Annotated in this window: 10 protein-coding genes; 8 read left to right on the forward strand and 2 right to left on the reverse strand. The window is 70.8% G+C overall.

The genetic code is table 11. The features are described from left to right. Positions 1 to 308: 308 nt before the first annotated feature. Together OG223_RS15675 and OG223_RS15680 are read left to right on the forward strand one after the other, a co-directional pair. The gene (locus OG223_RS15675; RefSeq protein ID WP_329248123.1) at positions 309 to 2,075 is read left to right on the forward strand and encodes a phosphatidylglycerol lysyltransferase domain-containing protein; all 1,767 of its coding nucleotides are present in this window, start codon (positions 309 to 311) and stop codon (positions 2,073 to 2,075) included. Next, complete coding sequence (locus tag OG223_RS15680) at positions 2,072 to 2,734, forward strand: hypothetical protein (RefSeq protein ID WP_329248126.1); 663 nt, start codon at positions 2,072 to 2,074, stop codon at positions 2,732 to 2,734. The genes OG223_RS15675 and OG223_RS15680 overlap by 4 nt, the downstream gene beginning before the upstream one ends. A 16-nt stretch (positions 2,735 to 2,750) precedes the next feature. On the opposite strand, the gene OG223_RS15685 is transcribed toward OG223_RS15680, so the two are convergent. After that, positions 2,751 to 3,518: a hypothetical protein gene (locus OG223_RS15685; protein ID WP_329248129.1), complete on the reverse strand. Its 768-nt coding sequence runs from the start codon at positions 3,516 to 3,518 to the stop codon at positions 2,751 to 2,753. A gap of 60 nt (positions 3,519 to 3,578) precedes the next feature. Between OG223_RS15685 and OG223_RS15690 the strand changes: the two genes are divergently transcribed. The 4 genes from OG223_RS15690 (at position 3,579) to sucB (ending at position 9,761) form a co-directional block, all read left to right on the forward strand. Then, the gene (locus tag OG223_RS15690) at positions 3,579 to 4,355 is read left to right on the forward strand and encodes an adenosylcobinamide-GDP ribazoletransferase (RefSeq protein ID WP_329248132.1); all 777 of its coding nucleotides are present in this window, start codon (positions 3,579 to 3,581) and stop codon (positions 4,353 to 4,355) included. Positions 4,356 to 4,661: 306 nt separating this feature from the next. After that, entirely contained in the window at positions 4,662 to 6,185 is a 1,524-nt protein-coding gene (locus OG223_RS15695; RefSeq protein ID WP_329248135.1) for a leucyl aminopeptidase, read from the forward strand. 327 nt (positions 6,186 to 6,512) lie between these two features. Further along, complete coding sequence (lpdA, locus tag OG223_RS15700) at positions 6,513 to 7,901, forward strand: dihydrolipoyl dehydrogenase (protein ID WP_329248138.1); 1,389 nt, start codon at positions 6,513 to 6,515, stop codon at positions 7,899 to 7,901. Between the two features lie 57 nt (positions 7,902 to 7,958). Continuing rightward, on the forward strand, positions 7,959 to 9,761 hold the full coding sequence (gene sucB / locus OG223_RS15705; protein ID WP_329248142.1) for a 2-oxoglutarate dehydrogenase, E2 component, dihydrolipoamide succinyltransferase: 1,803 nt from the start codon (positions 7,959 to 7,961) through the stop codon (positions 9,759 to 9,761). Here the strand turns inward: sucB and OG223_RS15710 are convergent, their stop codons facing one another. Then, complete coding sequence (locus OG223_RS15710) at positions 9,762 to 10,268, reverse strand: hypothetical protein (RefSeq protein WP_329248145.1); 507 nt, start codon at positions 10,266 to 10,268, stop codon at positions 9,762 to 9,764. 364 nt (positions 10,269 to 10,632) lie between these two features. Between OG223_RS15710 and OG223_RS15715 the strand changes: the two genes are divergently transcribed. Both OG223_RS15715 and aceE read left to right on the forward strand, forming a co-directional pair. Further along, a complete protein-coding gene (locus OG223_RS15715; protein WP_329248148.1) occupies positions 10,633 to 11,256 on the forward strand; it encodes a GntR family transcriptional regulator in 624 nt (207 codons plus the stop codon). A gap of 289 nt (positions 11,257 to 11,545) precedes the next feature. Further along, complete coding sequence (aceE, locus tag OG223_RS15720; protein ID WP_329248151.1) at positions 11,546 to 14,248, forward strand: pyruvate dehydrogenase (acetyl-transferring), homodimeric type; 2,703 nt, start codon at positions 11,546 to 11,548, stop codon at positions 14,246 to 14,248. The last annotated feature ends 150 nt before the right edge of the window (positions 14,249 to 14,398 follow it).

The raw sequence follows: 14,398 nt of genomic DNA on the forward strand, positions 1-14,398 counted from the left end.
CGCTCGGCCGGAGCGGGCCGCAGAGCCGGAGAGTGCCGCGAGGTCGGAACAGGCTGCGCGGCCGGAAGCGGCTGTCGGCCCGGAGAAGGCCGACGCCCCGGCCGAGGCCGAGAAGCCGACCGACGCATAGCGGCCGGCCGGGACCGGGAACCCGACCGGGACCGAGCAACCGGTCGATGTACGGCAGCCGGCCGGGGTCGACAAGTCGGTCGGCCAGGGGCGAGAAGTCCTAGGAGTGACCCGGGCGTGATCGTTGCGGCGGCGGATAAGAACCGTTCGCCGCAACAACGCCCATATGATCCTCCTTCATGGGAGATGTCCGGGTCGGGCCCGTTCAGGAACGTCATAGCTCAGGCGCCTCGCGGCGGGCCGCGGCCTTTGCCGTCTGGTATCTGCGGGCCGTCGCGTTCATCAACTTCCTCAGCGCCGCGTGGGTTTCGCTGGGGCAGGACGTACGACGGCACAACCAGGAGAACTTCTTCACGCCGTACCTGCTGACCGCCGGCTTCGCCTCCGGTGTGTTCACCGCGTTCCTCGCCGTCACCATGCGGCGCCGCAAACGAGCCGCGTGGATCCTGAACCTGGTGGTCAGCGGGCTGTTCCTCGCGCTGTTCGGGTTCGCGATGTCGTTCCAGGAGATCCGCCGGTACCCGCAGAACTGGATCTCCCTGGGGCTGACCGCGGCCTTCGTCGGTGCACTCCTCGTGGGGCGGCGGGAGTTCTACGCGAAGGGCGACCGGTCCAACCCCCGGCTCGCCGCCGTCGTGGCCGTCGGCGGCACGCTGGCCGCCTCACTGCTCGCCGCGCTGCTGGTGACGGTCACCAACCAGGCGCACGACGCGTCCCGTTCGACGTTCCTGGAGCGCTGGCACTACGGCTCGTTCCGGCTGGTGTCCATCGCCGCCCCGGAGAACCGCTTCCCCGGCATCTGGACCCCGAACTGGGCCAACGTCGCCATCAACGTGCTCAGCACGGTCCTGGTCCTCGCGGTCTTCTACGCCGCGTTCCGCTCCCGGCGTGCCGTCGACCCGCTCACCGAGGACGACGAGAAGAAGCTGCGGGCGCTGCTGGAGCGACAGGGCGAGCGGGACTCGCTCGGGTACTTCGCGCTGCGCCGGGAGAAGAGCGTGGTGTGGTCGCCGACCGGCAAGGCGGCCGTCGCGTACCGGGTCGTCGGCGGGGTGTCCCTGGCGTCCGGTGACCCGATCGGCGACCCGGAGGCATGGCCCGGCGCGATCGAGCCGTGGCTGGCGGAGGCGCGGGTTCACGGATGGATTCCGGCCGTCATGGGAGCGAGCGAGGAAGCCGGCACCGTCTACGCGCGGCACGGGCTCGACGCCCTCGAACTCGGGGACGAAGCCCTCGTGGAGGTAGCCGAGTTCACCCTCGAAGGACGCGCCATGCGGACCGTACGGCAGGCCTACAACCGGGTGAAGCGGGCCGGGTACACCGTGCGGATCCGGCGGCACGAGGACATTCCCTCCGACGAGATGGCGTATCTGCTGAAGCGGGCCGACGACTGGCGCGACGGGGCCACCGAGCGCGGGTTCAGCATGGCGCTCGGACGGCTCGGGGACCCGGACGACGGGCAGTGCGTGATGCTCGAATGCACCGATGGGGAGGGCGAGTTGAGGGCGGTGCTGTCCTTCGTGCCGTGGGGTCCGCACGGGCTGTCCCTCGACCTGATGCGCCGGGACCGCGACTCCGACAACGGGCTCATGGAGTTCATGGTGATCGAACTCCTCCGCCGCGCGCAGGAAATCGGAATCACCCAGGTTTCGCTCAACTTCGCCATGTTTCGTTCGGTCTTTGAACGTGGGGCGCGGATCGGCGCCGGGCCGGTGCTGCGGCTGTGGAGGTCACTCCTCAGCTTCTTCTCGCGCTGGTGGCAGATCGAGTCGCTGTACCGCGCCAACGCCAAGTACCGGCCCATCTGGGAACCCCGGTTCCTGCTCTTCGAGAAGAGCGCGGACCTGCTGCGCATCGGCCTCGCGTCGGCGCGCGCGGAGGGGTTCCTGGAGGCGCCGGGACTGCCGAAGTGGCTGCACCGCAAGCACCTGGAGACGCACAGATGAACCGCCTCGCCCGCTGGGCCCGCGCCGAATGGGGACTGCTCTACGTCACCGTGCGCGAGCCGCTGCCGAAACGGCACTGGCGGGCGATCCCGATGACGATCGGGGCGGTGCTGCTGACGGCGGTGCTGCAGTTCGTGCAGAACCAGTCGTGGGGCTACCAGTTCGTGCAGGACACGGGTGCGGTCCGGGCCGAGGACCCGCTGTGGCTGGCCCTCCTCCGCACCCCTCTCTCCCTCTTCGTACCGGCGCTGGACCTCCCCGTCTGGGGCGCCCTGGCCCAGATCCTCTTCGTCTTCGGCATCGCGGAGATCTGCCTCGGCCGCTGGCGCACCCTGGTCATCGCCTACGCCGCGACCCTCGCCGGGACCTTGTACGCGCGCCTCGGCATCTGGCTCGGCTTCGACAACCCGTTCGGACTGCCCAGCTCGGACCGGCTGGTCGTGGACACGGGCCCCTCGGCCGCGGTGGTCGGCCTCGCGGTGTTCGTCGCGTGGCGCTACGGCGCGTACGCGACGGCGCTCGTGGTGACCGGCGCGATGGCGATCGAGGTCATGCTGAAGGGCAACCTCGCGGGCAAGGAGCACCTGGCGGCGATCATCGCGGTGGGGCTGCTGTGCCTGGTCTCGGCGCTACGGCATCGGCGGCTCCGCGTGTGCTGAGCGCGACGGGACGCGCTCAGCGCCGGCCGGGGAGCTGCGCCGGTGCCGGGTCCGGCTTGCCGCCGATCCAGTCCTGGACGGCGCGGCGCGGGCCCGCCCAGCGGCGGTCGTGGTGGTAGGCGCGGAGGGTCGAGCGGGCTCGGGCCCGATGGCGGCGGGTGCGGTAGAAGCGCTTGGCCCAGGGGGAACCCGGGCGGGCCAGGCGGATCGCGCCGACGAACGCGACCAGCGGGACCAGGATGCCGAAGACCGCCGTGCGGGCCTTGCCCTTGCTCAGGGCGATGAGGGAGAAGAGGAAGTTGACCGCGACGCTCACGATCACGCTCGCCCGGTCGTGGAGTTCGGAGTCGGTGAGGTCGTTGACGCCGAAGGGCGAGAAGCCGGCGAGGACGAAGCCGACCAGGGCCGCCGTGAGCACCACCGCCTCGACGCTCTTGCGGCCCGCCTCGGTCCAGTACACGTCGTCGAGGTAGAGGATCAGCGCGAACTCGTCCAGGACCAGGCCCGCGCCGATCCCGAAGACGATCGCGAACAGGGCCGAACCGACGCCGTAGCGCGTGCTGGCCACCGCGCCGAAGCCGCCGAGCACGGTGAGGACGACCCCCGGGACGACGTGGTGGATGTGCACGTCGCCGGCCTTGATGTTGCCGAAGGGGCCCTTGCCGGCGCGGATCAGGCGGGTGATGACCCGGGTGATGACGAAGGTCAGGACGAAGGCGGTGAGCGCGAGGAGCAGTGGGAGTTTGCCCGGCTCGACGATGTTGCGGTGCAGCCAATGTCCCATATGCGCACTTTAGCGATGGCCGCGGGGAGCGCCCTCTCGATCGCCCGGTAACCTGCGCCGGTGTCCAAGACCCCGCCCCTCGACGGCCTCCGTTTCGCGTTCGGCACGCTGACTGTTCTCCCGGTGCGGGTGACCCGGTGGGACCGTGATGCCGCGCGCGCGGGGATGCTGGTGGCCCCGGTCGTAGGGGTGGTCGTCGGTGGCTGCGCGGCGGGGCTCGGGTTGCTGCTCCTGTTCCTGGGCGCGAGCCCGCTGCTCGCCGCCGTCGGCACCGTCGCCGTCCCCGCCGTCCTCACCCGGGGGCTGCACCTGGACGGGCTCGCGGACACCGCCGACGGGCTCGGGAGCGGGAAGCCGGCGGAGGACGCGCTGCGGATCATGAAGCAGTCGGACATCGGGCCGTTCGGGGTGCTCGCCCTCGTCTTCGTGCTGTTGGCTCAGGTGGCTGCGCTGGGTCAGCTCTACGGCGACTCTTGGGCTCGGGGTGCGGTCGCGGCCGTTGTCTCGGGGGTCGCGGCTCGGCTGGCGCTGACGTCGGCCGCACGGGTGGGGGTGCCTGCGGCTCGGCCGGAGGGGTTGGGGGCGGCGGTTGCGGGCGTGGTTCCGGTTGCGGGTGCGCTGGGGGTGGCGGTGGGCTCCGTTGCCGTAGCGGAGGTGTGCGGGTTGGCTCTCGGGGTGTACGGGGTCGCCCGCGCGTTCGTCGTGGCGCTGGTGGTCGCCGAGCTTCTGCTGCGGCACTGTGGGCGTCGGTTTGGTGGGGTCACCGGGGACGTGTTCGGGGGGCTCGCGGAGACTGCGGGCACCGTCGCGCTCGTGGTGCTTTCGCTGGGTGGGTGAGTGAGGGTGCGCGGGGGCTGGTCGAGCCCACGCGGCGGAGCCGCACATGTCACAGCCCGCGCCCCTGGGTGGCTCGACGTGGAAGACCGCCTGGTTCCTCCGGTTCCGGCACGTGTCCCGTCGCCCTTTCCGTGGACCCGCGCGAACGCCCCGTCGCGCACACGCGCGTAGGCTCCGTTCTGGGCCGTCACCAGCCCCCCTGTGTCCACCGCCGCCGCAGGTCGGAAATAGGGTCGGTTGTCGGGCCCGGTCGACCCACCCCGCTCGACCACAGCAACCTCACATCGGAAGCGAGAATTCACCACTGTGACTGCTCTCACTCTCAGCACCGCCGCGGCGCCCGGCCTGCGGGCCGACGCGATCGTGATCGGTGTCGGCAAGGGCGGCAAGGGCCCGGTCGTCGCACCGGGCGCCGACGCCGTGGACAAGGCGTACGACGGCAAACTCGCCGGCGTCCTGGAGACCCTGGGCGCCTCCGGTGCCGAAGGCGAGATCACGAAGCTGCCCGCACCGGCCGGCTTCAAGGCACCGCTCGTGCTCGCGGTGGGCCTCGGCGCGGAGCCCGACGACGGTGACGCGTACGACGCCGAGGCGCTGCGCCGGGCCGCCGGTGTCGCCGCCCGCGCCCTCACCGGTGCCAAGAAGGCCGCCTTCGCGCTGCCCCTCGCGGACGCCGCCGACGCCGGTGTGATCGCCGAGGGCGCGCTGCTCGGCGCGTACTCCTTCGACGCGTACAAGGGTGGCGCCAAGGACGCGAAGGGCGCCGGCAAGGCCCCCCTCGCCGAGGTCGCCCTGCTCGGCGGCAAGCCGCGCGACAAGGAGTACAAGGCGGCCGTAGAGCGTGCTCTGGCGGTCACCGAGGAGCTCAACCGCGCCCGCGACCTCGTCAACACCCCGCCGAACGACCTCGACCCCGAGGCCTTCGCGGCCGTCGCGCAGACCGCGGCGAAGGAACACGGCATCAAGGTCGAGGTGCTCGACGAGAAGGCCCTGGAGAAGGGCGGCTACGGCGGCATCCTCGGCGTCGGCGCCGGTTCCGCGGCCGGTCCGCGGCTGGTGAAGCTGTCGTACACGCACGCCGGGGCCACCAAGCACCTCGCGTTCGTCGGCAAGGGCATCACCTACGACTCGGGCGGCATCTCGCTCAAGCCGGCCGGGCACAACGAGACGATGAAGTGCGACATGAGCGGTGCCGCCGCCGTGTTCGCGGCCGTCGTCGCCGCCGCCCGCCTCGGCCTTGAGGTCAACGTCACCGGCTGGCTGGCGCTCGCCGAGAACATGCCGTCCGGCTCCGCGACCCGTCCCGGTGACGTGCTGCGCATGTACAGCGGCAAGACCGTCGAGGTCCTCAACACGGACGCCGAGGGCCGCCTCGTCCTCGCGGACGCGCTGTGGGCGGCGTCGGCGGAGAAGCCGGACGCGATCGTGGACGTGGCGACGCTGACCGGGGCGATGGTTCTGGCTCTCGGGAGCCGGACGTTCGGCGTGATGGCGAACGACGACGCGTTCCGCTCCGCGATCGTCGACGCGGCGGAGGAGGTCGGGGAGCCGTCCTGGCCCATGCCGTTGCCGGAGCACCTGCGCAAGGGCATGGACTCCCCCACCGCCGACATCGCGAACATGGGTGAGCGGATGGGTGGCGGGCTGGTCGCCGGGCTCTTCCTGCGCGAGTTCGTGGGCGAGGGGATCACCTGGGCGCACCTCGACATCGCCGGGCCCGCGTTCAACGAGAGCGGCCCCTTCGGCTACACCCCCAAGGGCGGTACGGGGTCTGCGGTGCGGACGCTCGTGCGGCTTGCGGAGTTGACTGCGGCCGGGGATCTGGGCTGACGTTCTGCGCCTCATGGGTCGATGCCTCAGGGGCGTGGGCGGCTGCGGGTCGGTTGTGGCCGGTCGCCCCCGCAGCGGAGCTGCATATCGATACAGCCCCGCGCCCCTGGGGGGTCGCACCCAGGTGTCTCACCAATTCACCGTCTCTCATGTGAGCGTGTGGCGTCTCACACCCAGGCCCGGCGTCTCGTTGGGCCTCGACAAGTGCGAAGATGGGCTCGGCAGGACAGGGCCCCCACCACAGGGCCGATGGAAGAGCGGCCGGACACCAGCCGCCGCGCGGTCACTGAAGACCGGCGTACGGCGCACATGCATGGAGGACGTGACGTGGCGAACGACGCCAGCACCGTTTTCGACCTAGTGATCCTCGGCGGTGGTAGTGGCGGTTACGCCGCGGCCCTGCGCGGGGCCCAGTTGGGTCTGGACGTCGCCCTGATCGAGAAGGACAAGGTCGGCGGTACCTGCCTGCACCGGGGTTGCATCCCCACCAAGGCCCTGCTCCACGCGGGCGAGATCGCCGACCAGGCCCGCGAGAGCGAGCAGTTCGGTGTCAAGGCCACCTTCGAGGGCATCGACGTACCGGCCGTCCACAAGTACAAGGACGGCGTGGTCTCTGGCCTGTACAAGGGACTCCAGGGTCTGATCGCATCCCGCAAGGTGCACTACATCGAGGGTGAGGGCAGGCTCTCCTCCCCCACCTCCGTCGACGTCAACGGCCAGCGCATCCAGGGCCGCCACGTCCTGCTGGCGACCGGCTCCGTGCCGAAGTCGCTGCCGGGCCTGGAGATCGACGGCAACCGGATCATCTCCTCGGACCACGCCCTCGTCCTGGACCGCGTGCCGCAGTCCGCGATCATCCTGGGCGGCGGTGTCATCGGCGTGGAGTTCGCCTCCGCGTGGAAGTCCTTCGGCGCCGACGTGACGATCATCGAGGGCCTCAAGCACCTCGCCCCTCTCGAGGACGAGAACTCCTCCAAGCTTCTTGAGCGCGCGTTCCGCAAGCGCGGCATCAAGTTCAACCTGGGCACCTTCTTCTCGAAGGCCGAGTACACCGAGAGCGGTGTCAAGGTCACCCTCGCCGACGGCAAGGAGTTCGAGGCCGAACTGCTGCTCGTCGCGGTGGGCCGCGGCCCCGTCTCCGCCGGTCTCGGCTACGAGGAGCAGGGCGTCGCGATCGACCGCGGCTATGTCACGGTCGACGAGTACATGCGGACGAACGTCCCGACCATCTCCGCCGTCGGCGACCTGGTCCCGACGCTCCAGCTCGCGCACGTCGGCTTCGCCGAGGGCATCCTGGTGGCGGAGCGTCTGGCCGGTCTCAAGACCGTTCCGATCGACTACGACGGTGTCCCCCGGGTGACGTACTGCCACCCCGAGGTCGCCTCCGTGGGCATCACCGAGGCCAAGGCCAAGGAGATCTACGGCGCGGACAAGGTCGTCGCTCTGAAGTACAACCTCGCGGGCAACGGCAAGAGCAAGATCCTCAACACCTCGGGCGAGATCAAGCTCGTCCAGGTGAAGGACGGTGCCGTGGTCGGCGTCCACATGGTCGGCGACCGCATGGGCGAGCAGGTCGGCGAAGCCCAGTTGATCTACAACTGGGAGGCGCTGCCCGCCGAGGTCGCCCAGCTCATCCACGCCCACCCGACGCAGAACGAGGCGCTCGGCGAGGCCCACCTGGCACTGGCCGGGAAGCCTCTCCACTCCCACGACTGACCCCCTCGGTCGGACGACGACACAGACTTCCGCAATTCGTAAGGAGCAACCGAAACCATGGCGGTTTCCGTAACCCTTCCGGCGCTCGGTGAAAGCGTCACCGAGGGCACTGTCACCCGCTGGCTGAAGGCCGAGGGCGAGCGCGTCGAGGCCGACGAGCCGCTGCTGGAGGTGTCGACCGACAAGGTCGACACCGAGATCCCCTCGCCCGTCGCCGGCGTACTGGCCTCCATCAAGGTGGCCGAGGACGAGACCGTCGAGGTCGGCGCCGAGCTGGCCGTGATCGACGACGGCACCGGCGCACCCGCCGCTGCCCCGGCCCCGGCCGCAGAGCCCGCTCCCGTGGCTGCTCCGGCTCCGGTCGCCGAGGCCCCCGCGGCTCCGGCGCCCGCCCCGGCCGCACCCGCCCCCGCTGCCGCCGCTCCGGCGGCCGGCGCCTCCGGTACCGACGTCGTGCTGCCCGCACTGGGCGAGTCGGTCACCGAGGGCACCGTCACCCGCTGGCTGAAGCAGGTCGGCGAGGAGGTCGCGGAGGACGAGCCCCTGCTCGAGGTCTCCACGGACAAGGTCGACACCGAGATCCCCTCGCCGGTCGCCGGCGTCCTGCTGGAGATCCTGGTCGGCGAGGACGAGACCGCCGAGGTCGGCGCCAAGCTCGCCGTCGTCGGCGCCCCGGGTGCCGCTCCGGCGGCTGCCCCGGCTCCGGCCGCCCCGGCGCCCGCTCCGGCGGCTGCCGCTCCGGCTCCCGCGCCGGTGGCCCCCGCGGCTCCGGTCGCGCCGCCCGCCCCGGCTCCGGCGCCCGCTCCGGTCGCCGCTGCTCCGGCTCCGGTCGCCCCCACTGCCCCGGCCCCCGCGCCGGTCGCGGCTCCGGCTCCGGTGGCCCCGGCCGCTCCGGCGCCCGCCGCCGCGCAGGCCACGGACGACGGCGCCTACGTCACCCCGCTGGTGCGCAAGCTCGCGTCCGAGAACGGCGTGGACCTGTCCACCGTCAAGGGCACCGGCGTCGGCGGCCGTATCCGCAAGCAGGACGTCCTCGCCGCCGCCGAGGCAGCGAAGGCCGCTGCGGCAGCCCCGGCTCCGGCCGCTGCCGCCGCTCCGGCCGCCACCGCCAAGAAGGCCCCCGTCCTGGAGGCCTCCCCGCTCCGCGGCCAGACCGTCAAGATGCCCCGCATCCGCAAGGTCATCGGCGACAACATGGTCAAGGCGCTGCACGAGCAGGCGCAGCTGTCCTCGGTCGTCGAGGTCGACGTCACGCGGCTGATGCGTCTGCGCGGCCAGGCGAAGGACTCCTTCGCGGCCCGCGAGGGCGTCAAGCTCTCCCCGATGCCGTTCTTCGTGAAGGCGGCGGCCCAGGCGCTGAAGGCCCACCCGGCCATCAACGCCCGGATCAACGTCGAAGAGGGCACGATCACCTACTTCGACACCGAGAGCGTCGGTATCGCGGTGGACTCCGAGAAGGGCCTGATGACCCCGGTCATCAAGCACGCGGGCGACCTGAACATCGCCGGTATCGCCAAGGCCACCGCCGAGCTCGCGGGCAAGGTCCGGGCGAACAAGATCACCCCGGACGAGCTGTCCGGCGCGACCTTCACCATCTCCAACACCGGTTCGCGCGGCGCGCTCTTCGACACGATCATCGTGCCCCCGAACCAGGTCGCGATCCTCGGCATCGGCGCCACGGTCAAGCGCCCGGCCGTCATCGAGACGGAGGACGGCACGGTCATCGGCGTCCGCGACATGACGTACCTGACCCTCTCCTACGACCACCGCCTGGTGGACGGCGCGGACGCCGCCCGTTACCTGACGGCGGTCAAGGCGATCCTGGAGGCGGGCGAGTTCGAGGTGGAGCTCGCCCTGTAGTCAGTCACCCGGCCTGTTCACCTGGCCTGTTTGTACGGTGCCCCCGTTCCGGAGCTTTCCGGGCGGGGGCACCGCGCTTCCCCCGCTCCCCCGCTGCGGCCGCAGCGCCTTGTCGCTCCACAGCACCAGCGTCTCCACCCACACCTTCGGGATGTACAGCTTCGGCGCGGGGGTGAAGCCGCGCGTCTCCACCTTTCCGACCACGGCCCTGGCCGCGCCCACGTCGCTCATCGAGGAAGAGGAAGAGGGAGACGAGCCGATGCAGCGGTAGCGGCTGTACGGGTGGGTCGAGTGCCCGGGATAGTAGGCGTCCCGGGACATGTCGCTCAGCATCCGGGCGTACGATCCCGTCGTGTGCCAGGCGCCGATGTCGCCGCCCGGCGGGGTGTACAGCTTGTCGGTGGGGTTCTCGACGGCGCCGTACTCCCACGTGTTCGTGCCGGTGATCCGGAAGCCCCGGCCGAGCCCGCGCCGGCGGTCATGTTTCCGTACGGGCGTGGTGGTCACCCCCACCGCGTGCGACGGCGTCGGCCGACACCCGGTCATCCATCCCCGTGGCCGGCGCCGCCACCGCCGCCACCAGTCCGAGTCCCGCGTTGCGAAAACCACTGTTCATGCCGTCCCCCGACGTGCCGAGGGGTGCCTCTCGCGGGACCCCCTGCCGACCGCCACACCACACGGGGCCGGGTCGGTTCTGCCGGTGACACGGTGGTGGCAGCTCCGCGCCGGGGCCGGTACGAGTCTTTACGCAGCGCACCGCCCCGACAGCGTGTAAGTCTCGTCTCACCTGCATGAAAGCGCCCCCGTGCGCCCCTCCCGAGCGGGCGTGCGGCCTTATTGTCTAAACGTCAAACGCCCTTAAGGAGCTCTCATGACCGCGCCCGTCGTCCACTCGCTGCGCGAACAGATCCGCGAGCACATCGTGGAGGGGATCGTCAGCGGGCGCTGGAAGCCGGGCGAGCGGATCGTGGAGCGACGGATCGCGACGGAGCTGGAGGTCAGCCAGACGCCGGTGCGTGAGGCGTTGCGTGAGCTGGAGTCGCTGCGGCTGATCGAGTCCGCGCCGAACAAGGGCGTACGGGTGCGGAATCTGACCGCGGCCGACCTGGAGGAGAGCTACCCGGTGCGGGCCGGCCTGGAGGCCATCGCGGCCGAGCTGGCGGCCGAGCGGCTCGCTGCGGACTGCTCGGCGCTCGAACCGCATGTCGCCGCGCTGTACGAGGCGGACCGCGACGCGGACGGGACCGGCCAGGTACGGCACACCGTCGGTTTCCACCGCGAGCTGGTGCGGGCGGCCGGCAACTCGGTGCTGCTGCACACCTGGGAGGGCCTCGGCATCGAGGTGTTCACCGCCCTGTCGATCCGCTGGCTGGGGACCGTACAGCAGTCGTACGCGGAGGAGCACGAGGAGCTGGTGGCCGCGTTCCGGCGCCGGGATCCGCGGATCGCGGAACTGGTGAAGGCGCACGTTCTGGGGTGCGCTCCGCGCCCTTGACGTGGTCGGGCACGCAGCCGAGCGCAGCTATGCTCACCTGCGAAAACTTCATGAGAATCGGGCGGCGAACACGGCACCCGGTGCCCCAGCCGAAGGCACGCCGTGCCGACTTTCTCGTATTCAAGATATTTTGCCCATGAAACCTTTGATCGATCATCGATCAGGGAGTTACAGTCACCGACGGGCTCCCACCACAGAGCCCGCCGCCCTGTCCTGCCAAAGACCAAGGGCACCCCCGAAAACCCCTTGCCGATGAGGGAACCCCCCTTCGACTGAGGAAGGCGGCGTTATGACCGACCCCTACGCCATCCAGCCGAGCGAGCTCGACCAGCTCCCGGACCGCGACCCCGAGGAGACCGCCGAATGGCAGGCCTCCCTGGACGCCGTCACGCAGGCTGCGGGTCCGCACCGTGCCGCGTATCTGATGCGCCGCACGCTGGAGCGCGCGGAGGGCAACGGTCTCGCGCTGCCCAAGCTGCTTGAGACGGACTACCTCAACACCATCCCGACCGCCGCCGAGCCGTCCGCGCCCGGCGACGAGGCGCTGGAGCGCCGGATCACCGCGTGGAACCGCTGGAACGCGGCGGCGATGGTGACCCGGGGCGCGAAACACGGCGTCGGCGGCCACATCGCGACCTTCGCGTCCGCGGCCTGGCTGTACGAGACCGGCTTCAACCACTTCTTCAAGGGCAAGGAAGCCGACGGTTCCGGCGACCAGCTCTACATCCAGGGCCATGCCTCCCCCGGCATCTACGCCCGTGCCTTCCTCGACGGCCGCCTCACCGAGGCGCACCTCGACAACTTCCGCCAGGAGGCGGGCGGCAACGGCCTCCCGTCGTACCCGCACCCCCGCCGGCTGCCCTGGCTCTGGGAGTTCCCGACCGTTTCCATGGGCCTCGGTCCGCTGTCGGCGATCTACCAGGCCCGCTTCAACCGCTACCTCACCGCGCGCGGCATCAAGGACGTCTCCGAGTCCCACGTGTGGGCGTTCCTCGGTGACGGCGAGATGGACGAGCCCGAGTCGACGGCGGCCCTCGCACTCGCTTCCCGCGAGGGTCTGGACAACCTGACCTTCGTCATCAACTGCAACCTCCAGCGCCTCGACGGCCCGGTCCGCGCGAACTTCAAGATCGTGCAGGAGCTGGAGGCCCAGTTCCGCGGCGCCGGCTGGAACGTCATCAAGTCGCTGTGGGGCAACGCCTGGGACGAGCTGTTCCGGCTCGACACCACGGGCGCGCTCGTACGACGGCTGCGCGAGGTACCGGACGCCCAGGTGCAGACGTACCAGACGCGTGGCGCCGCCTATATCCGCGAGGACTTCTTCGGCAAGGACCCGGCGCTCGTCGAGCTGGCGAAGCTGCTCAGCGACGACAAGATCCTCGAGTGTTTCCACCTGTCCCGCGGTGGTCACGAGGCGCGCAAGGTCTACGCCGCGTACAAGGCGGCCGTAGAGCACAAGGGCGGCCCGACGGTCATCCTGGCGCAGACGGTCAAGGGGCACACGCTCGGCGAGGGCTTCGCGTCGAAGAACGCCAACCACCAGATGAAGAAGCTGTCGACGGACGAGTTCAAGCAGATGCGTGATCTGCTCGAACTCCCCATCAAGGACAGCGACTTCATCGACGGAGTCGTGCCCTACGGCCACCCCGGCGCCGACTCCCCCGAGGTCCGTTACCTCCAGGAGCGCCGCGCGGCGCTGGGCGGTCCGGCCCCCGCGCGTCGTACGCACTCGCTGCCCGCGCTGCCCGCTCCCGCCGAGAAGACGTTCGCGTCCTTCGACAAGGGTTCCGGCAGCCAGAACGTCGCCACCACCATGGCGTTCGTCCGTCTCGTCAAGGACCTGGTCCGCGACAAGGAGACCGGCAAGCGCTGGGTGCCGATCGTGCCGGACGAGGCACGCACCTTCGGCATGGAGTCGCTCTTCCCGTCCCTCGGGATCTACTCCCCCAAGGGCCAGACGTACGAGCCCGTCGACCGCGACCAGCTCATGTACTACAAGGAGGCCAAGAACGGTCAGATCCTCAACGAGGGGATCACCGAGGCGGGCTCCATGGCGGACTTCATCGCCGCGTCGACGTCGTACGCGACGCACGGCGAAGCGATGATCCCCTTCTACATCTTCTACTCGATGTTCGGCTGGCAGCGCACGGCCGACCAGATGTGGCAGCTCGGCGACCAGCTCGGCCGCGGCTTCCTGGTCGGGGCGACGGCTGGCCGTACGACGCTGACGGGCGAGGGCCTCCAGCACGCGGACGGGCACTCGCCGGTGATCGCGGCGACGAACCCGGCGGCGCTGTCGTACGACCCGGCGTTCGCGTACGAGGTCGCGGCGATCGTGCGCGACGGCATCCGGCGGATGTACGGCGAGGCGGCGCCGGGTGAGGACCCGAACGTCTTCTACTACCTCACCGTCTACAACGAGCCGATCCCGCAGCCCGCCAAGCCGGCCGGGCTCGGTATCGACGAGGGCATCGTCAAGGGTCTGTACCGCTTCAACACGGCGGAATCGGCGGGGCTTTCGCCTGCCGCCAACGCGGCGCGCATCCAACTCCTCGGTTCCGGTACGGCGATCCACTGGGCGCTGAAGGCGCAGCGGTTGCTCGCGGAGGAGTGGGGTGTGGCGGCCGATGTCTGGTCGGCGACGTCCTGGACCGAGTTGCGGCGGGACGCGTTGGACGCGGACGCGGCGCTGCTGCGGGGCGAGGAGCGGGTGCCGTACGTGCGGCAGGCGCTGCACGGGGCCGAGGGGCCGGTGCTCGCCGTCTCCGACTACATGCGGCAGGTTCCCGACCAGATCGCGCAGTGGGTCGAGCAGGACTGGTCGTCGCTGGGCGCGGACGGGTTCGGCCTGTCGGACACGCGGGACGCGGCTCGCCGGTACTTCGGTGTCGACGCCGAGTCGATCGTCGTGGCCGCGTTGGCGCAGTTGGCGCGGCGCGGCGAAGTGAAGGCGACGGCGGTCAAGGAGGCCCGGGAGCGCTACGGGCTGTAAGAGCTGTGACCCCGCTTCTCGAACGCCGGACGCCGGACGAGCTGATTTCCAGCCCGTCCGGCGTCCGGCGTTCGAGGACGAGGCCGTTCAGGCCGAAGCGGGGGTCTGGGGCGCAGCCCTCAGGGGCGGCGGGGGCGAGATCCCCCATCA

It is taken from the genome of Streptomyces sp. NBC_01478, from assembly GCF_036227225.1.
In the GTDB taxonomy this organism is placed as follows: domain Bacteria; phylum Actinomycetota; class Actinomycetes; order Streptomycetales; family Streptomycetaceae; genus Streptomyces.